General features: G+C 47.8%; 15 protein-coding genes. 5 read left to right on the top strand and 10 right to left on the bottom strand.

Annotated features, from left to right (window positions below; translation table 11 throughout):
* Positions 1 to 20: 20 nt before the first annotated feature.
* Positions 21 to 824, top strand: a complete 804-nt coding sequence (locus GF401_13810) for a methyltransferase domain-containing protein (protein MBD3346128.1) — start codon at positions 21 to 23, stop codon at positions 822 to 824.
* A 28-nt stretch (positions 825 to 852) separates the two neighbouring features.
* Here the strand turns inward: GF401_13810 and crtI (GF401_13805) are convergent, their stop codons facing one another.
* Genes crtI (GF401_13805) through GF401_13785 form a run of 5 tightly spaced genes read right to left on the bottom strand, consistent with a single transcriptional unit; the run spans position 853 to position 6,299 of the window.
* Complete coding sequence (gene crtI, locus GF401_13805) at positions 853 to 2,334, bottom strand: phytoene desaturase (protein ID MBD3346127.1); 1,482 nt, start codon at positions 2,332 to 2,334, stop codon at positions 853 to 855.
* Positions 2,331 to 2,861 (bottom strand): glycosyl-4,4'-diaponeurosporenoate acyltransferase, encoded by a 531-nt coding sequence (locus GF401_13800; protein MBD3346126.1) that lies wholly within the window; start codon positions 2,859 to 2,861, stop codon positions 2,331 to 2,333. Before GF401_13800 ends, crtI (GF401_13805) begins: the two co-directional genes overlap by 4 nt.
* 2 nt (positions 2,862 to 2,863) lie before the next feature.
* Positions 2,864 to 3,976: a glycosyltransferase gene (locus GF401_13795; protein MBD3346125.1), complete on the bottom strand. Its 1,113-nt coding sequence runs from the start codon at positions 3,974 to 3,976 to the stop codon at positions 2,864 to 2,866.
* Positions 3,977 to 3,985: 9 nt separating this feature from the next.
* The gene (gene crtI / locus GF401_13790; GenBank protein MBD3346124.1) at positions 3,986 to 5,473 is read right to left on the bottom strand and encodes a phytoene desaturase; all 1,488 of its coding nucleotides are present in this window, start codon (positions 5,471 to 5,473) and stop codon (positions 3,986 to 3,988) included.
* Between the two features lie 19 nt (positions 5,474 to 5,492).
* Positions 5,493 to 6,299: a hypothetical protein gene (locus GF401_13785; GenBank protein MBD3346123.1), complete on the bottom strand. Its 807-nt coding sequence runs from the start codon at positions 6,297 to 6,299 to the stop codon at positions 5,493 to 5,495.
* Between the two features lie 76 nt (positions 6,300 to 6,375).
* Between GF401_13785 and GF401_13780 the strand changes: the two genes are divergently transcribed.
* Both GF401_13780 and GF401_13775 read left to right on the top strand, forming a co-directional pair.
* A complete protein-coding gene (locus GF401_13780) occupies positions 6,376 to 7,761 on the top strand; it encodes an aldehyde dehydrogenase family protein (GenBank protein MBD3346122.1) in 1,386 nt (461 codons plus the stop codon).
* Between the two features lie 44 nt (positions 7,762 to 7,805).
* Entirely contained in the window at positions 7,806 to 10,136 is a 2,331-nt protein-coding gene (locus GF401_13775) for an MMPL family transporter (GenBank protein MBD3346121.1), read from the top strand.
* Between the two features lie 2 nt (positions 10,137 to 10,138).
* Here GF401_13775 and GF401_13770 read toward each other — a convergent pair whose 3' ends face one another.
* The gene (locus GF401_13770) at positions 10,139 to 10,756 is read right to left on the bottom strand and encodes a hypothetical protein (protein ID MBD3346120.1); all 618 of its coding nucleotides are present in this window, start codon (positions 10,754 to 10,756) and stop codon (positions 10,139 to 10,141) included.
* 17 nt (positions 10,757 to 10,773) lie between these two features.
* Positions 10,774 to 11,865 (bottom strand): type III polyketide synthase, encoded by a 1,092-nt coding sequence (locus tag GF401_13765; GenBank protein MBD3346119.1) that lies wholly within the window; start codon positions 11,863 to 11,865, stop codon positions 10,774 to 10,776.
* A 155-nt stretch (positions 11,866 to 12,020) separates the two neighbouring features.
* Between GF401_13765 and acpP the strand changes: the two genes are divergently transcribed.
* Both acpP and GF401_13755 read left to right on the top strand, forming a co-directional pair.
* Positions 12,021 to 12,302: an acyl carrier protein gene (acpP, locus tag GF401_13760; GenBank protein MBD3346118.1), complete on the top strand. Its 282-nt coding sequence runs from the start codon at positions 12,021 to 12,023 to the stop codon at positions 12,300 to 12,302.
* On the top strand, positions 12,299 to 13,681 hold the full coding sequence (locus tag GF401_13755; protein ID MBD3346117.1) for a hypothetical protein: 1,383 nt from the start codon (positions 12,299 to 12,301) through the stop codon (positions 13,679 to 13,681). Before acpP ends, GF401_13755 begins: the two co-directional genes overlap by 4 nt.
* 4 nt (positions 13,682 to 13,685) lie before the next feature.
* On the opposite strand, the gene GF401_13750 is transcribed toward GF401_13755, so the two are convergent.
* From GF401_13750 to GF401_13740, 3 genes are all read right to left on the bottom strand, one after another.
* Positions 13,686 to 14,903 carry a peptidase U32 gene (locus GF401_13750; GenBank protein MBD3346116.1) on the bottom strand — a complete coding sequence of 406 codons (1,218 nt, stop codon included), beginning with the start codon at positions 14,901 to 14,903 and terminating at the stop codon, positions 13,686 to 13,688.
* Between the two features lie 131 nt (positions 14,904 to 15,034).
* The gene (locus GF401_13745; protein ID MBD3346115.1) at positions 15,035 to 16,390 is read right to left on the bottom strand and encodes a deoxyribodipyrimidine photolyase; all 1,356 of its coding nucleotides are present in this window, start codon (positions 16,388 to 16,390) and stop codon (positions 15,035 to 15,037) included.
* A gap of 95 nt (positions 16,391 to 16,485) precedes the next feature.
* Positions 16,486 to 19,311, bottom strand: coding sequence for a DUF2723 domain-containing protein (locus GF401_13740; GenBank protein ID MBD3346114.1), 2,826 nt, complete (start codon positions 19,309 to 19,311; stop codon positions 16,486 to 16,488).
* Positions 19,312 to 19,382: the final 71 nt, after the last annotated feature.

The following is a 19,382-nucleotide window of genomic DNA, read 5'->3' as shown; positions in this document are numbered from 1 at the left end:
TAAAATAGAACGCGGCTGATATTGCAACAAAGCTTATCACAAGAACGGATAATTTATCACTAATCATTGCAGCGGTATCACCTGTGACACAATCAAAACTTGATACGTTTGTTCACTTTTCCGATTCAGAGGAAAAGTACCGGTATAATCGCCGTCTCTTTAAAATTGTTGCGCCGCGATATAATCAGATAACCCGACTCCTTTCGTTTAACCGGGATAAGACCTGGAAAAGGCGGATGATTCGGTTCCTTCCGAATATGCAAGCTCCCCGGATAGCTGATCTTGCCTGTGGAACCGGTGATCTGACAAAACTCCTTCATAAGCGGTACCCCGACGCCTCGGTGATGGGTATTGATATAACACTCGATATGCTTCATCTGGCCCGGAATTCTTTTTATCACCCAAACCTGCACTACTGTGCCCATGACATGAGTCGACTGGCTTTCCGCAGCGAATCGGTCGATATAATAACCGGCGGCTATGCCCTGCGCAACGCGCCGTCATTGCCGGATACATTCAGGGAGATATCACGAGTTCTCAAACCCGGAGGCCTGGCCCTGTTTCTGGATTTTGCCCGCCCTTCAAATCAAATCCATGCCCAATTCCACCTGGCTCTTCTGGAATTCTGGGGAAGTATCTGGGGAATTATTATTCATCAAAACCCTCATGTCTATGCCTATATCGCCCGGAGTCTCCGCCATTACCCTCCCCGAAAAGAACTGGCCCTCATGGCCGAAAAGGAACAACTGAAACTGCAGAAAGCAGAAAGTTTCTTTTTCGGGTATGTGGATATCCTGGTTTTTCAGAAAGAGGTGAGTAAATAATTGTATTTGATGCAACAAAAGCATTCGATTAAATATCTCTGCAAATCAAACCCGCACTAATTCGTGAGGATTCGAAGATGGTGGGAAGTCCCGACCCGGGATGAGTGCCCCCACCGACAAGATAACAACCCGAAATTTCATCAAAACGGTTATGGGGCCTGAAATAAAGTAACTGGTCGAAAGTATGGGCAAGGTTAAATGTCGCCCCACCGTAAATTGAATAGTCACGCTCCCAATCTGCAGGGGTGATAATCCGCTCATTAACAATATGGTTTTCCAGGTCTTGCATTGACGTTCGTTCTTTTATTTTATTGAGCACGGTGCGACGATAGAAGCCGGTTTTTTCCTTATCCCAGGAAGGCTCTTTGAGCAGGTTGGGAACAGGCACCAAAATGTACAGAGATGAATGTCCCGGAGGCGCCATGCTTGTATCTATTGCCGATGCATTGCGGATGTAAATGGACATGTCATCGGAAGCCACCCCCTGGTGCATTACTTCATCGACATGCTTCCAGTAATCGCCGGGAAAAATAAGATTATGGTGCGGCTCGTTGTATTGTTTATCCAAGCCGAGATAGAGCATGAAAGTAGAACAGGAGAATTTTTTACCGGCGATCCGCCGGGGTGCATATTTCCGGAGCAGACCGGGTTCAAAAAGTGTCGTGGCGGCATGGCCGAAGTCGGCATTAACCACTACGGCGTCACAATGAACCTTTTGTCCATCAGCCAGTTCGATACCAATGGCTCGCTTTCGCTGAGTAATAATACGTTTTACCGGTGTCGAACAGTAAATCTTGGCTCCTTCCCGACCGGCAGCTTCAGCGATGCCTTCACTCAGCATACTAAGCCCGCCCCGGACATGATCGACACCGAATGCATGTTCCATATAGGAAAGCATGGTAAATAAAGCAGGAGCTTCACGGGCCGACATTCCCAGGTACTTTGCCTGAAAAGTAAAAGCGATGCGGAGTTGCTCGGAAGTGAAATACCTTTTCAGGACATCATAGAGGCTTTTTCCCGGTGATAGATACCGAATCCCGGTTATCATATCCGGAGAAATATATGCCCATAAACTGGAAAAATCGCGCTGCACGGTGGAATACAATCGCTCGAAACGTTTTTTCTCGTACGAAAGATAGCGATCGAATCCTTTTTCATTTCCCGGGTAAAGCCGTCCTATTTCGCTCCGGAGAGCGGTATTGTCTGCTGGTACCCGGAGGGCGCAGTCGGGAAATGAGAGCCGATAGAGCGGATCGAGTGGAACAATCTCACAAAAGTCTTCCAGATTTTTTCCTGCAGCAGAAAATATCTCCCGCAGGATGGTATTCATTGTCAGGAAGGTCGGTCCTGTGTCAAAAGTATAGGAGCCCAGCGTAAACTGCGAATTGCGTCCGCCTACACGGTCCCTTTTCTCATAAACGGTAACCGAATAGCCCCGGGAGGCAAGCAGCAGTGCACAGGTAAGTCCTCCTACTCCGGCACCGATTACTGCAATATGCTTTGATTTCATATCTTTTCCCCGGTTTCGACCGGCTGGTGCTGTTTTCGAATATATTCCCGCCGCCGCTTAACAATGCGCATCAGCTGGGGCCGGTTATAGCGCTGGACAATAATGCAGGGAATATTAGAGGCCAGGGCATAGACAATCATGATAATTCCCGCATACCATGGATTCCAGAGAAAAAAGACCGGAGAGACAGCAACCACAATCCAATGGACCAGCTCACCCCGACAGGTCTCTTTAACAAAATTATCAAGGTATTCAACATTGGTACTCGCAACCCGCTTTTTGGCAAACCCGCCGCGAAACCAGCTCGCACCATCGGGCAATTTATCTTTCCAGCCAATCACACCGAATAACTGTTGATAAAAATCTCCCTTTTTCTCCCATCCGCGACTCCGAAACAGCCACTGTTTTTCATGAAAAAGGCGCCGTGGAAGTAATGTGCCACCGAGCGCAATGAGCATATGCAGTACAAACCAGGCTGCAAAATCGATTATTACTGTCAGTAAATTACTAAAATGCCAAAGTCTCATAATCATTTCCCCATCGAAAGGTTCCGCCCTTTCCACCGGACGCTTTTGCGTATGAAAATTGCTATAAAGGACCTAATATAAATTAAAACAAAGAAAAGCAGGTGGAGCGGAAAGAACAGACAGGTGAGAATTCCAAAATTGCCGATTCGACGAAGCATCCAGTAGAATTGCCCTGCATACAGCAGGTAAATAAAGGCGGCAACCGCCATGGCAGAGAGAGTATGTACCAAAATTGCCACAGCGACAACAATTGCGGCGATGAAAGCCCCGCTGATCCATGCAATAGTGAGGGCCATAATACGCGGTGGTGTTCGAGCGGCCCCTGTGGCAAACCCTTTGGTCCATCCTTCAACCAAATCTTTCAGGCCATCGGAATACATGCGGAAAAAGATTGTATGTGCACCACCGAAACAACTGATTTGAAATCCGGATTTTTTAAATAGTGGCCCTAACGCAAGGTTTTCCAGTACCAGATTGCGGACGCTTTTGTGTCCTCCAACAGTAAAGTAGTCTTTTTTGCTGCAGAGTATGCATGGCCCGAAGCTTCCAGACGGCCCCTTGTTGGTTTTCCCAAACGTAAAGGCATCCACACCGATCATAACCATGAGGTTAAAGAGGGCGGAGAGACGTTCGTATGCCTTTTTCATGCAGTGAAAGGGTTGAACCGACACCAGTCCATTTTTACGTTGCAGGGTTGCGACCATTCTCGTGAGCGCTCCCTGGGCAAACCAGGTATCGGCATCGACAAACAGCATCATCTCATTATTCGCGGCCTGAGCCCCCTGCCAGCATGCCCATGTTTTTCCGGTCCAACCATCGGGCCGTTTACCGCTTCCCATCACCCGGGCGCCATGGTTCAGGGCAATTTCGGGGGTATTATCCCGGGAATGATCATTGACAACCAGAATTTCATCACGGGGCAGAAGCTGAGAGCGCAAAGATTCCAAAAGGGGCGGCAGATTGCCGGCTTCATCACGCGCAGGAATAATAATTGTACACCCTTCATGACCATTTCGTTCTCCGCTGCAAAAAGGGATCCGCCACAAAAGATACAGGCCGGGAATCCAGAAAAGAACTGCCGCCAGGGATGCTGCGATAAGGGAAAATATAATCATCGGTTCCTGCTACCCCAGATCCCGGGCCACTAATTGTGCTGTATTCTGTCCACTCAGACACACCATCGGTATGCCTCCTCCAGGATTGACACTTCCGCCGGCAAAATAAAGATTTGAATACCGGGAACTTTTCTTGGGCGCCTTGAGAGCAAAATTTTTCTTTTTATCCGATACGACACCGTAAATTGCCCCCTTATTGGAATAGTACCGTGCCTCGATATCTACCGGCGTCCACATGTCCCTTACGATAATATGTCTGCGGATATCTTTCAGCCCCACCGCCTCGAGTTTGTCGATGCACCGCTCGGCCAGCGCCTCATAATCGGTTCCGGTTACAGGATGGTCATCGTTTATATAGGGAATATGGGGTAATATTTTCAGATTGTCGCACCCCTTGGGAGCCTGAGATGGATCGGTACGGGTGGGTGCAACAAGATAGATACTCGGGTCGTTTGGAATAACGTTCTTGTTGAAAACCAGATCGAAATGCTCCTTCTGATTGTTTGAGTAAACAAAATTATGGTGCGCCAGCTGTGGGTAAATAGTATCGAGGCCCAGGTGAAGCACGAGCCCTGAACATGCCGGCTCAAACTTGTCAAGTTTGTGCATAAATGAGTCCGGTTCGCCTAAAAGCTTTTTGTAAGCAGGAATCACTTCCATGTTGGAAATCACCGCATCGGCACATTGTTCTTCTCCATTTTTCAGTATAATACCCTTTACCCGGCTTCGCTCGTGCATGATCTGCGTAACTTCGGTGCCGATATGAATAGTAATCCCGAGATCTTTCATTAACCTTTCCAGTCCCTTTGCCAGATTGTACATCCCACCCTTGACATACCAGAGCCCGTAGCCGATTTGCACCCAGGGAAGGAGGTTCATAAAACCGGGAGCATTATAGGAGGATGATCCCACATATTTAATGAAATAATTGAAAATATCACGCAAGTGTCGATCGCTGAAATAGCGCTCCACCGAATAATTCATCGTGTGATATATGTCGAGATTGAAGAACAATTCAAACCAGTTGTAGCTGGTAAAAATACCCCAGGATGTATCCAGGCCTTTTTTGAAATATTTCTTTTCAACAATTTCATACTGCTTTTTCGAATATTTTACAAATGTTCTATACTGAATACCGCTTCCGGGAATATGCTTTTCGAGTTCTTCGGCGGTAGCTTTGTTATCAGCATACAGGTTGAGAACCGTACCATCCTCAAAAAAATTCCGCCAGTGCGTATCGAGCGTCTCGATATCGACATAATCGGACATTTTTTTGTTGGACATGGCAAAAAGCTGTTCGAAAATATGGGGCAGAGTCAAAATCGATGGCCCCAGATCGAAGGTGAATCCGTCTTTGCTCATCACATTGAGTTTTCCGCCGACTTTGTCGTTTTTTTCATAAACGGTAACATCATATCCACGGATTGCACAGCTGATTGCTGCGGACATGCCACCAAGCCCGGCGCCGATAACAATAACCTTTTTCCTATTTTGCATTGGTATTTTTCCTTTGCTGTTAAGGTGCTATCCGAGCGAGTTCACGAATCCCCCGCTTTGCCAGTTTATCCTGCGGATTTACAACCAGAGCGTTATTAAACCAGATACGTGCTTTTTCATACTCTTTTTCAGACATATATACTTTGCCGATAAAGGCCAGGCAGGTACTATACCCCCAATCGGGCGAAAGCGGATTGTCCGGTCTCTTCGCCTCTCCAGCAAAAAGCTCATGTGCCTTGAGCAGATAATCCAACCCTTTAGCCGCTCCCCCGCCAAGAAAGGACGGTGTGTTATAATAGCTGACTCCGACAAGATAATACACTCGCGGGTTATCAGGGCCAGCTTCCAGAGCACGCTCTATTGCATTCATTACCTGCGGTCCCAGCACCGGTGCCAGCAGAGGATTGAGATATATTTTTATTCCTTTGAGTGTTCCCAGCAGCGCTAAAGCTTCGGCATCACCGGGTTTCAACTCCAATGCTTCATTCAGCGCATCCAGGGCCTGAGCGACATACAGGGCAGCGGCCTTTTGATCCCGGTCTTCAGGCAGACCGAATAAGGTATAGGATACCAGATAAAAACTCACTACCCCCTGCCAGTACCGAGGAAAATATTGTGCGGGAAAGGAACGCTGCATTTTGGAAAAATGGGCATATGCCTCGAGAAACAGGCTATCATTCCATGCATTATATGCCGAATCAAATAGTGCTATCCCCTTTTTCAGCCGGGGACCAAATTCTCTTTCAACATTTTCCGCATTTATTATTGCCATGCAACAGAGCAGCAGACCGATTGTCACTCGAGTGGTCCTGGAGGTTTGTTTCATGATATTTTCCCGGTCGCGGTTAAGTATATTTAGAATACATTTACCCGTTATCAGCCAGAAATTGTGAGTAGGATTCATGAGTTCATTCGATCCTCAAAATATAATTGACAGGCAAAAAATATTCTTTGCCTCCGGCGCCACATTAGAAATTAGAGAACGAAAATGCTATTTGCGTCGGCTAAAGGCAACTATCGAGTCGTATGAAGACGAGATCATTCGGGCTTTGAAAGAGGACCTTGGTAAACCGGCCTTTGAATCGTATACAAGTGAAATCGCCTATTCCCTTTCGCAGATCGACTATGCAATTCGCAACGTAGCCAAATGGTCGAAAAAAAAGCGGGCAAAGATGTTGCTTATAAACATGCCCGGTCACAGCTATTATTATCCTCGCCCCTATGGGTGTGCGCTTATTATTGCTCCCTGGAATTATCCTTTCGGGCTGATTTTTGCCCCCCTTGCAGCGGCACTTGCCGCAGGCAATTGTGCTGTTTTAAAACCGTCGGAATATACCCCGGCCACGGCGTCGTGTATTAAAAAAATGATAGCCGATGCATTTGATCCATCGATTTTGACCGTCTGCACGGGTGGGGCGTCGGAAACAAAGGCGCTTGTCGCTCAGAATGTCGATTTCATTTTCTTTACGGGCAGCAGCAGTATCGGCAAAGCGGTCATGGAATCGGCGGCAAGACATCTGACACCGGTTGCGCTTGAACTGGGAGGCAAAAACCCCTGCATTGTCGATTCCTCGGCATCGGTCAAAGAATCTGCTCGGCGGATTGTCTGGGGCAAGTTTTTCAATGCAGGCCAAACCTGTATAGCGCCCGACTTTGTGTGTGTCCACGAAAGCATACTTGACGATTTAAACCAGGCGCTCATCGATGCGATCAGGCGTTTTTTCGGCAAGAACCCTTTCGAAAGCTCTAATTACGGACGTATCGTTAATGATCATCATGTGCAAAGGCTCACAAAGCTTCTTCAAAGCTGCACTCCCTTGTATGGCGGTACGGTCAAAGATGCCGAACGATATATCGAGCCTACGGTGGTAAAATTTGACACCTGGGATACCCCGCTTATGGAGGAAGAGATATTCGGACCGATCCTTCCCGTTACCGCATATCAAGATGTAGACATCCTTTTAAAGCATCTGCATTCTCTACCGGAGCCGCTTGCTTTGTATTGCTTTACGGCAGATAGTAAAATTAAAGATAAAATCAGGCAGCGTACCCGGTCGGGCACGATCTGTTTCAACGGGACGATCCATGCCCTTATGTCTAAGGAACTTCCCTTCGGGGGTGTAGGTAACAGCGGAATGGGCCGATATCACGGCAAGTCCGGTTTCGATACATTCAGCTACATTCGGAGTGTCATGGATAAGCATCACCGGCTGGGCGTCCCCGTAGTTTATCCTCCTTATTCTCTACCGCTCGGTTTTGTACAAAAGATTCAAAAATTTATTATGTAGACATCAACCGGAAAACTCCGGCAGCATTTTTTTCGCTATAATAAATGAACAGTTTGTTTAAAAAATATCTCAACTACAAAAAAACGATCCTTGTATTCTGGATTGTATGTGTTATCGTATCCGGTTCGGGAATATTCCGGCTTACCGTCACTCACGAGCACACCTCATTCTTCAGTCAATCGAACAAACGATTTAAACAGCAGCAAAAGCTCCAGCGTTCCTATCGCTACAATGGCAACCTTCTGTTTTGTGTTGTTCCCGATTCCGGCGACATTTTTACCCCCCGGACCCTTCAATGTATCGATCGCCTCGAGACCCGGATCCGGGAGCTTCCCTATGCATCACTGGTGCAGTCGGTTACCAGTTACAAAAAAACAGTCATGGGCCTCGGCGGTTTGACGGCAAAAAATCTTATCGACCTGTCCGATACCAGCACCACCGGATACCTCGACAAAATAAAGAAAACCATTACTTCAGATCCCCTTGCAATAAACCGTCTTGTATCCTCAAACGGGCACGCAGCCGGCATTGTGGTCTATTTCGACATCCCCGATTCGATTCCTACCCCCACAAAGCAGATAGCAACTTCGGCACGTGGCATAATAAAATCTTTATCGCCTACTTATCCGGATATCCGGCTTTATGTCACCGGTGGTTATATGCTCGATGAAGCATTTGCTCAAGCGAGTTTTAAAGACATCCGCCTGCTTCTTCCCCTGATGTATCTGATCATGATAATCGCACTCTGGTTTATTCTGCACGACACAAGCACTTTACTTGCGGTCATTGCCGTTGTTTTGGGCTCTTCACTCACGGCAATGGGTTTTGCGGGATGGCTCGGCATTGTTCTGACACCGCCATCATCGATAGCACCAATCATCATACTTACCGTCGGTATTGCCGACTGTATTCATATTGTAATCAGCTTCTTTCACGCTCATCGTCCGGGCACGAGCCAAAAAGATGCCGTATTGCATGCATTGCGGAAAAACAGCATGCCCGTTTTCATTACCAGCGCAACGACCCTTATCGGATTTGCAGGGTTGAATTTCAGTGAAGTACCACCTTTTCGTGATCTTGGGACAATTGTCGGCATCGGAATAGTAGCGGCATTTCTGCTTACCATGACCCTTCTTCCGCTCATGTTGATATCCATGCCCATCAAGGCCCGCCCCCCCCGATGGGGTCGTCATGATTTAATCGGAACATACCTTGGAACCCTTATTACCGCACATTCCAACAAGCTTTTGCTTTTTACGGCAGCAATCGCTTTTACCTGCATACTCGGACTCCGGCGGATCGAGTTCAACGACATGTTTATCGATTATTTCGATTCGAGCTTTACTTTCAAAAATCATACCGAAGCAGTGATGGAAAATCTGACCGGTCTCGATTACATCGAATGTTCTTTTACTCCCCCACCGGGAACATCGATAAGCGACACCTCCTATCTTGACTATATCGACAATTTCTGTTCATGGGCCCGCTCCTATCCCGGTGTCGTGCATGTTGCGGGGATCAGTGATGTACTCAAGCTGATAAACCGGCAACTCCACGGAGGTGACACGGCCTACTACCGCCTCGGTGACCCCTCATTGATAAAGTCGATTCTTGAGCAGAGTCACAGCAGTTCAGCACAAAAGGCCGGAATGTCACTCCTTGTAGGACGGGGAAAAAATGCTACCCGGGTTATCGTTACCGTAGGCAAAATATCGGCCAAAGAACTTCGAATGCTCGAACAAAAAATCAAAAACCGGACCGATCACACCGATGCAGATGGTATTACCGCTGTTATCTCAAGTATTTCGTTACTCTTTGCCCACATTTCCGAACATAATATCAGGAGCATGGCCCGCGGTATAGGGATTACCCTTATAGCAATCTTTGTTTTCCTGAGTATTCTGGGCAGGGCAATGCACTGGGGCATAATCGGTCTTTTCCCCAACATTGTGACATTGCTTATGGCGATCGGCCTGTGGGGGATCATTACCGGTGAAGCCGGACTTGCAACCTCAATCGTTGCAGCCATGAGTCTGGGAATAATAGTCGATGATACGATCCATCTGCTGTATGCATTCATGGCAGCGTGCACAGGCAAATGCCGGAAACCGACCGATGCCGTGCACTATGCAATGCGTCACACGGCAGATGCCATTGTTTTTACCTCCCTCATTCTCGCCGCAGGCTTCGGCATTCTCTCCTTCTCTGGATTTCGTCCAACCGCGCATATGGGAATTCTGACCACCATTATCCTCATTTTTGCTGCAGCGGCCGACCTGTTTCTTTTTACGCCGATTCTCATGTTTTTACCATGCTCAGCAGATAATCGGAAAATGCCGGGAAATGGCAGTATTGATGAATGTGACCAGCAGTAAGGCTATTCTTTCCCGCTGCTCATGACAAAGCGCGCTTGTACCTTGACAATGTCTTTCATTTTTATGAGACCGAAAGCCGGGGCCGGTGGATCGAGCTTGAATTCTGAAATCGAAAAGTCAAAACTGGCAGTAAATATAAGCGCTTCGTTTTCCATTTTGAATTTGGAGACTGTTGCGGCAAGCCGGTTCTTTACATCCCGAACTCTCAGCACAAATGAAAATCCGGCATCACCCTCCCCCCCGGGCCGTATGTTGTCGAGGGGCACACTGTCGATTATTGCTGTAATGGTGGGATACTGCTGTGATTCGAGCGTTTTATACATGTTCTTATTGAGACCTTCATTAGGCGTCGCCAGGCTTTCGGCATAGACGGTTATCTTTGCAAAGATTACGGTATCACCGGTTGCACTATCATGCCTTCCGGTCAGCACAAAAGACTCGCTTATTCCATTGCCTTCAAAATCATGGAGTGTTGAAGCTCCCTGAAAAGTAACTTCAACAATCCCTCGGTAACTAAAGACCTTCTCTCCCGAATTTTCATCTGCCCAAAGGCTCCCTATGCCTATGCTGATAATCAGGAACGATTTACAGCATTGCAAAAAATAATCTCCCTGTTTCATGATTGTCCCTTTCCTTATCAGGTTTTTAAAAGGTATGCATAAACCGAAAGTCCCGCCCCAAAGCCGACCACAACACCCCAATCACCCGATTTGGTTCCATTGTTCATGATCCTGTCAATCTCGAAGAGCACGGTAGGTGAGGACATGTTTCCATATTCCGACAGTACCGAACGGGTCGGGTCGAGCTGTTCCTCTGAGAGATTCATCTCATCTTTAAGAATTTCGATAATTTTATCCCCTCCGGGGTGAATAGCCCAATGGGAAATGTCGGATATTTTCAGGTTATTTCTTTCGATCAACTCGTTAATTAAGGCAGGAACTATTTCTCCGAGCACTTTAGGCAGCCGGGAGCTGATACGATTATGGAGCTGTCCTTTTTTATAGACATAACGAACATCTTCCCTGTACTTCGGATCGAATCTGCTCATGGTGTCAACCAGTGTAAATCCCTGCGGACGGTCCCAGAGTACTGCGGCGGCAGCACCGTCACCGAAAATCGCGTTGGATATGATTAAGGCGATATCATTATCCATCTGGAACGTTGCACTGCATATCTCGATCGCCACACTGACCGCGATACTTCCGGGAGAACCTTTAACAAAGTTATGAGCCAGCTGGATATTCGGGATCGCTCCACCACATCCGGCACCCGCAAGATCATACACAAAGGTATCGGGTGACAAGCCAAGCGCGTCGATAAGATAGGTGCCGATACCCGGACAGAGATACCCGGTACAGGTATTTGTTATAAGCGCGTCGATATCCGAGATTTCAGCGCCGCATTTTGTTATCGCTCTGGTCACAGCATTTTTACCTAGTTCAACCGCCCAGTAGGCGAAACGGTCCATGCGCTTATCAGGGTCTTCATTCTTGAACTTAAGAAGCTCGGTATGATTTTTTGCCGAAACATATCTGGTTTTAATGCTGGGGTGTAAGAGTACCTTGTGAAGAACATCCATACTTCGCCGGGTTAATTCGTCTTTATAGTATCGCGTGTAGAGACGGTCTGCAAGCGGCTGTTCTATTTTTACCGGTGGATTCGCTGCACCGATCGATGCGATCTTGATTTCAGGAGGGATGCTGTGTCCAATATCATGTTTCGTACTCATGTAATTTTTCCTTTTTTTACACTGATTATACCAAATATCCTGTCTTTTTGATCTCCAGGTACTATTTTAATAGATCCTGTTCATTCCTGACAGGCACCATAATAAATAGTGAATTAATATAGTACACGAGCACCTAAATTAACAGAAAGGGCGCTATGGGGGATCAAATTTCACGGGAAAATATTGTCAGTCGAATTAAAAAAGTTGTTGTCGAAGTGCTCCGGGTTGAAGAAAACAAGCTCTCCGAATCCAGTAACTTTCAGGAAGATCTTGGAGCCGATTCACTTGATATTGTCACCATGCTCATGTCTCTGGAAGATGAATTCAAGCGTCAGATTTCCGATGAAGAAGCAAAATCATTGATTACTATCGGCGCTACAGCTGATTTTATTATGAACCAGATCGATTCGCCGTCATCAAAACAACCCCAATCATGAATCGACGGGTTGTTGTCACAGGATTTGGGGTTATAGCACCCAACGGCATTGGAAAAGAGGAATTCTGGCGCAACTGTTGTGAGGGCAACGCGGCTGTGAGCCGGATTCCCGAGCAGTGGCGCTCCTACTCCGAATACACCTCCACCCTCTGGGCCCCCCTGCCTGAAATCCGCTACGAAGATTATTCGATCAGCCGGATAGAGAAAATGCAGCAGGGCGATACAACACTGCTTCTTCTTGCAGCAACTCATCAGGCACTTACCGATGCCGGCCTTGCGAGGACACTCGTCGACAGGAAAAAAAACATCTATGCCGTCGAGGCGCTGGATCCGCTCCGCTCCGGTGTATTTATTGGAACCGGCATCGGCGGAATATCATCCCTTATAGAAAGCCAGTCCTATCATACCTTTACACCGGTAAAAGAGAGACTTACTGAGCTTTCCGAGGTTGCGGGTGCAAGCGCTCAACAGCAGGAACAGAGAAAAAAAAGTATCACTTCGATTGCAGAACTCTTGATCAGGCCTTTCCGGTTTAACCCCTTTGCCGTATCGATCATCATGCCAAACGCCTGTTCGAGTGTTCCGGGCATCAAATATGGTCTAAAAGGACCGAACCAGACACTCACCAGCGCCTGTGCATCGGGGACCATTGCCGTGGGCAATGCATTCAAGGCCATTCAGCGTGGTACAGCAGATTGTGTACTTACCGGTGGCATCGAAAACCTCTATGATCCATTCGGGGGCCTTTACCGGGGATTCGACCAGACAAAGGCCCTTGTATCGAATTGCGACGATCCCTCAACAGCAAACCGTCCTTTCGACACCGACCGTTCCGGCTTCCTTTTCAGCCAGGGTGGCGCTGCGATGCTTGTCTTAGAAGAAGAGAATCACGCGAAAGACCGGGGTGCAGAAATTATCGCCGAAATAACCGGTTTTGCCGAATCCTTTGATGCACATAATATCATGATGATGGAGGAGGGCGGTGAGGCCATTGTTCGAATGATTAGCGATGCTCTCGATGATGCCTCCTTACCGGCGAGCGAAATCGATTATATCAATGCCCATGCAACCGGTACCCGGCTCAACGATGAGATCGAAGCCGGGATTATCGAAAGGATTTTCGGTGCAAAACCACGTGTTAATTCCACCAAATCGCTGATCGGACATACCCTGGGAGCAAGCGGTGCAATTGAAGCGATTGTTACCGCTCTGAGTTGTAAAGACGACACCACGCATATCTGCAAAAATCTCCGCAATCCGGTGCGAGACCTCAATTTTGTTACCGAGGCTGGACACTGCGAAATCAATCATGCACTAAGTCAGTCATTCGCTTTCGGCGGGCACAATGCTGCACTTGTCATGAAGAAATACGGGATCTGAGAATTCACAGCCAATGGGCACTGTGTTCCAGACCGTAATCGAGCTTGTCGGCCATTGCGAGGACATCACTCCGATACCGGGGCTCGATGGTGACGGTTTTTTCGGCCCATTTTCGGCAGAATCCGCACTGAGTACATTCCAGATGCGAGCAATCCCGCTTTCTGATTCCCTCAATGAAACCATTGAGGGCACGGTTATCGATATAGACCGGAGCATCAGGGAGCATCCAGGAATTAATCATTAGTTTATCGGCATACTTTTTTAACAGCGCCAAACTTCGAGGTTTGACAAGGTGTGGTTTGAACAGATGAGTTATCACCCTGAGCCGCTGTTGCAGAGGAGCCCGTTGTTGCGATGAGATATGAGCAACCGGTGCAATGAGCTCCCACAGATTACCGGCAAACGAGCGCTTTTCATAGGCCGTGACCCGTTTTATTACCAGTTCTTTCGGGGAACTTCGCTCGACAATTTTAAAGGAATCGTACCCCATATCTTCATAATAATGGAGATCTTCAGGCCGGATCCATATGGACCGGATAAAATTGACCGGATCTCTGAATCGTTGTGAAGAACAGTTTAGAAAGCAGTAGTCGAGGACAAAACCTTTGAGGGGATCCCCTTTTCGGGAACTCTGGGAAAGCATCTGCATATGGGTCAGTTCGTGGGTGCATCCGGCAATGCAGCTCGCATTGACAATAAGCTGTAACCGGCATGAAACCGCTTTCCGGATCGCTCTCAGACGCTTGAAATCCCGGTTGCAGGCGATACCGCTGACACAAATCGTATCGACACCCATTTTTTCCCACTGTTGCGCTTTGAGCGGGTTGTCGACAACGGCAAAGACGCTCACCCGCACCTTGAGCTGCGGGTATTGCGCCTTGATAAGCCTGGCCAGATATGGTGAAGCGACCGTTACGCTGTCGGCATTGCAGGACACGATAAAATCGAGAAGTTTCCGTATTTTTTCCTGACCCGATCGTGTCTGCTCCAGCCCTCCAAGCCACGCCGCATTAATGAGGTAGTTGAACTCCATCCCGTAATGGTGGGCTTCTTTGACGGCCTCTTTCACCATGGTTTCCGATGTCCTCCTGAGCGTATAGGTCGATCGTCCGCCACCGATTATATCACGATCGAGTTTGCCGTAAACCTCGCGCACACTCGGAAAAGCCGCCAATGAACGGATCAGACCAGGTTCGAAGGTATAGCCGACACTGAGTTCCATAGTTCCGAAGCCTTTATGTTGGTACTAACAAACAGAAAAGGTGTATTCACACAGATTCAAACAGATTTTCACACCTTGGTAATAAATGAGAATATAAATTATCGAAAGAATATTTTCCGGCATTCGATCTCTCAGGAAACAAACCAGGCCTCTACCTTTTTGACATACGCCTCAATGTCAAATTTCCTTTTAAGGCCTTTATCGTTCATATAACGGACTTTGCCGAATACTTTTCGTTCTTTCCATGCCCGGTCGTGTTTGCCGAAACACCAGGCCACGCCGGTATAGCTGTTGGGATCTCTTCCGTCAAGAAAGTATTTGTTGTTGAGATACAGCATAAACTCATAAGCCTCTTCCGGGGATTTGGACCATTCAATAATTTTCTTTCCCCAGTACATGCGCATATATCCGTGCATTTTGCCTCGAACAATCATCTCTTTCTGTGCGGTGTTCCAGTAAGAATCATGCGTTGCCGCCTGCTCCAGCTCTTTTACCGAATAGCTCGCGGGCCGTTTGTCTTTTTTGTGGTTCTTCATTGTTGCCCGGGCCCATTCGGGAATGGCGTCCAGCGAATCGTAGTGAGGATTGTAATGGACAAAATTCATGCTCAACTCTCTTCGCACGATAAGCTCTTCGAGAAAAGCATCCTTGCCGGGAGATTTTGTCCCGGATACTTTCAATGCAACGTAAAGAGGTGATATCTGACCGAAATGGAGATAGGGGCTGAGATGTGACTGATAATCCCGGGAGGGATCATTTCTGAGATCACCAAAGCGGTCCAGTTTGTGGCTGATAAATGTGTCGAGGATTTTGTTTGCATTCCCGGTACCGCCGGTCAGCCAGGTTATGTCTGAAATATCATCATTTATCGAAAGCCGGTTTAGCGCCTTATCGATGTCGCTGATATCGAAATGTTTGAATTTCAGTTTCCGGGAGCTATTTCGGGGTTTTGTTTCCCCCAGTGGTTTCATGAATTCATGGAGCTGCGGTGTGATCTTCGACCGGATGGCTGCGGCATTATACTGTTCTTTTTGTACAGCCGTCTCTAGCGGCACAACAACATCGCTCTCCACCTGCACCATGCTGCAAGGAACACTACCGGCAACCTTGTTCCGCCATTTTTTCTGGATTTTCAGATATCCCCTGTCGGTTACCAGCAGTGACGCCTTTTGGGTCAGGGTTTCAGCGCCTTTTTCAGGAGAAATATCCTGAACAACAAACCTGATGCCTCTTTTTTCGAGGGATGCCTGCACGTCCCGAAGGCCCTGGAGCATAAAACGATAATGACGGCGATTTGCATCGGGAAAGTTATTTGTAATGCCGAAGAAAACAACCGGGGGGATCTGCAGCTCGTTTGCCTTTTCTATTGCATACTCGAGGGCATGGTTATATTCTGCCCGCTGCGACTGCTGCATCCAGTAAAGAACATAGTCGCCCTTTGCAAGGGGTTTCGAATTAAGCCCGGTAATGCGCGCCGGATGTATCATGGCTGGTATATATTTCTATTCAGAAGAGCTAAAAACATAAATGGCGGGACCATCGGGCCCCGCCATTGTTTATTATCTTCTGTTCGAAATATAAACTATCCTGCATTCAACTGCAAGACTCCCGAATCCACGGCTTCACCGGTATCGGTTGCGGTATCAGCCGGTTTCTGCTGCGCCTGTTTTTTGAGCGCCTGGAACTGGGAGATCATAGCGGCTGAGCGGCGGTCGCCCGGATGGGATTCCTGGAACTGCTGCATCAGTGATATGGCACTATCGTAGAGGCCACGTTCCTGAAAGTTTCTGGCCAGCATCACGTAGGCTTCCCAGGGATTGGTATCGGCATCATCAAGCACCGATTTCCAGACCTGATTGGCTTCTTCGACTTTTCCGTTGGCTTGGAGTGCCTGGGCGAGCATTTTCTGATACTCGGGATTGTTTTCCTCGATAATCAGCGCCTGACGGGCCCGTTTCTCGGCTTCTTCGGTAAGGCCGGCGGTCATAAGGAATTCCTGCCGCAGCATGCGCCAGCGCCATTCCCAAGGCATGAGCGCAACACACTGATCAAGCTTATCGATGGCAAGACTCAACTTGGCATCATAATCCTCTTTGATATCAGCCAGAACCGTTTTCAATGAATCCGATGATTCGGGTGATTCGGCAACCTGCTGTTCAAGTTTGTCAACTTGATCTTTGAGCTGAAAAATAGGCCGTCGAAGAGCCATGGCAACCTGAACAAAGCTGGCGGCGTAGTTGGTCATGAGTTTGAATGATGTTTCACTCATAAGCGCACTGCCGTCACCAAGCCCCCTGAAACTGTAAACCTGATCGAGGAAGTAGACTGTCTTATCGATATCCAGCCGCTCTTCCTGTGGAACATCTTCAGGCATTACCCGGTAGACAAGGCCTTCCATTTTCAAATAAGGATCAGCACCCATCCTGTTGTCGTTGGAGACAGTGACTGCAAAATAGATCGGTTTCTTCCACCGGTTGGCATCAAGAATATGCAGCACCATTTTATCCTGGACCCTGAGGGCATTTTTCTGTTCCCGTCCGGGAACCGTGACCGTGATCTTAGCGTTACTCATCTTGTAATTAAACGGTTTCTCGAATGGATTGAGTTCATGGTTCAACGCATCGATCTGGTCGTCGGTAAAGGTAATGGGTACCGTGGGTTCGAGCTTTTTAAGCTGTTTTATATACCATTTTGTATTCAACAGACTCAAGTTAACAATCCGGACATCCCGGCGGATACCCTCAGCCTCCTGCAGAAACCAGAGGGGAAAGGTATCATTGTCTCCATTTGTAAACAAAATACCCTCCTTATCGCACGACATGAGCAGATTATAGGCATAATCGTAGGGGACCCAGTCGCCATCGCGGTTGTTAACCGAAAAATTCTGGGCAAAGGGAAGTGCCGGCGCGGCGGCAAAGAGAACCACGAAAATGGGCGCCAGTGTTGTCCGCATGAACTTGTCTTTGTTTGTGAAAAGCAGATGGAGCAGACAGCTTGCGGCAATCCCCATCCACATGCCGAAAAACATGAAACCGGAGGTAAAGAAATAGTCACGAATACGTACCTCGCGGTGAACAGTGGGCATTGGTCCGGGCCGTCCGCGTTGTACCCACATCTTGTAATCGCGCATCTCCGCCCGGGTACCGTCGGCAAAATTCATGTAAAAGACAAGACCAATTGTTCCCAGAAGAACCAGTGTTCCTAAAAGAATGGCAACATTTCTTTTCTTCTGATACAGGTAAAACCACCCGAAAATCATGAAAAAGGTTGGAATGAGATAAATTATAAGGCGTACAAAACCGCCCAGAGCGCCCCAGGTAGCAAAGAGACCTGTTTCGCGATCCACTGAAATATCAGGACCAAAATGAAAAAACTGGGTAATATGGAATCCGCCGAAACCCATGTGGCCGTCAATACCGAACTGTTTTGTCCAGGCCCCTCGACGATGGAACATACGGACAATGAAATTGTCCGATCCATACTGCCGCCGTTCCAGGAAATGGATAAATGCCTGCCAACGGGCGGGATGATTCTCGTCGATCATGGGATTCAGAGCAGATCTGATCGGAATATAGAGATGGACCGAATAGCCCAGGAGAGCAAAAAAGGAAAGCCAGAAACAGAAACGCCATTTTCGCTGATTAGGGCCTTCCATAAGCGACATAACACCAGTCAGTACCAGTGAAATCGGGGCCATATAGAAAAACCACGACACATTATACAGCACCGAAGCCAGCAGTATACCGGTGAGCCATAGCCGCCAGTCCCTGAGTTTTTCCTGATCGGACAACACAACAAAAAGAAAAACAGGCATCATCGATATCATGGCCATCATATGCACGCCCACACCGATAAAGACCAGATAGGCAATCAGAACAAGCAACCGGTCTCGGTTCGGATGACTGCTCTGGGACCAGACCAGGGAAAGCCAGGTTCCTAAAGCCACAAATAGCATGGAGGGGATATACACTGACGCTTCGACCGCACTGAACCAGAAGGTGTAGCCGAACGCGGCGAAGAGACCACCGACAATACCACCGAGATACATGGTAATCCGTTTCCAAGTGGTGTCGGGGAATCCCATCCATGAACGGATACTCCGAACGACGATAAGATAAATCAGCATTGCCGTGACCCCACCGCTGATAACGGAGAGGAGATTGACCCGAAAGGCAACCTGCCTGAAAAAGAAGAAAATCATCGATGCAAACCTTCCCAGCAACACAAAGAGCGGGTTGCCCGGAGGATGAGGTATTGCCAGCGAGTGTGACGCACCGATATATTCACCACAGTCCCAGAATGATACCGACGGCGCTACAGTAATGATATAGGTTAAGGAGGCTAGGAAAAAAACCAGCAATGCGAACATTCTGTTGTTTTTCCTATGAAGAAGGGCTATCTGTTCCATGTGAAAGAACTTCCTTTCCTTTCTCAGATAATGTTTTGTAGATCGAATCGAGGATTCCGTTCACAAATCGT

It is taken from the genome of Chitinivibrionales bacterium, assembly GCA_014728215.1.
Classification (GTDB): domain Bacteria; phylum Fibrobacterota; class Chitinivibrionia; order Chitinivibrionales; family WJKA01; genus WJKA01.
This window is presented reverse-complemented; position numbering and strand designations above follow the sequence as displayed.

Excerpts from the sequence above, each read along its gene's own strand:
- GF401_13745 (MBD3346115.1), bottom strand. The coding sequence starts at position 16,390 with ATGATACATCCGGCGCGCATTACCGGGCTTAATTCGAAACCCCTTGCA.
- acpP (MBD3346118.1), top strand. The coding sequence starts at position 12,021 with ATGGGGGATCAAATTTCACGGGAAAATATTGTCAGTCGAATTAAAAAA.
- GF401_13770 (MBD3346120.1), bottom strand. The coding sequence starts at position 10,756 with ATGAAACAGGGAGATTATTTTTTGCAATGCTGTAAATCGTTCCTGATT.
- GF401_13780 (MBD3346122.1), top strand. The coding sequence starts at position 6,376 with ATGAGTTCATTCGATCCTCAAAATATAATTGACAGGCAAAAAATATTC.
- GF401_13795 (MBD3346125.1), bottom strand. The coding sequence starts at position 3,976 with ATGATTATATTTTCCCTTATCGCAGCATCCCTGGCGGCAGTTCTTTTC.
- crtI (MBD3346127.1), bottom strand. The coding sequence starts at position 2,334 with ATGAAATCAAAGCATATTGCAGTAATCGGTGCCGGAGTAGGAGGACTT.
- GF401_13755 (MBD3346117.1), top strand. The coding sequence starts at position 12,299 with ATGAATCGACGGGTTGTTGTCACAGGATTTGGGGTTATAGCACCCAAC.
- GF401_13750 (MBD3346116.1), bottom strand. The coding sequence starts at position 14,903 with ATGGAACTCAGTGTCGGCTATACCTTCGAACCTGGTCTGATCCGTTCA.
- crtI (MBD3346124.1), bottom strand. The coding sequence starts at position 5,473 with ATGCAAAATAGGAAAAAGGTTATTGTTATCGGCGCCGGGCTTGGTGGC.
- GF401_13785 (MBD3346123.1), bottom strand. The coding sequence starts at position 6,299 with ATGAAACAAACCTCCAGGACCACTCGAGTGACAATCGGTCTGCTGCTC.
- GF401_13765 (MBD3346119.1), bottom strand. The coding sequence starts at position 11,865 with ATGAGTACGAAACATGATATTGGACACAGCATCCCTCCTGAAATCAAG.
- GF401_13800 (MBD3346126.1), bottom strand. The coding sequence starts at position 2,861 with ATGAGACTTTGGCATTTTAGTAATTTACTGACAGTAATAATCGATTTT.
- GF401_13740 (MBD3346114.1), bottom strand. The coding sequence starts at position 19,311 with ATGGAACAGATAGCCCTTCTTCATAGGAAAAACAACAGAATGTTCGCA.
- GF401_13775 (MBD3346121.1), top strand. The coding sequence starts at position 7,806 with ATGAACAGTTTGTTTAAAAAATATCTCAACTACAAAAAAACGATCCTT.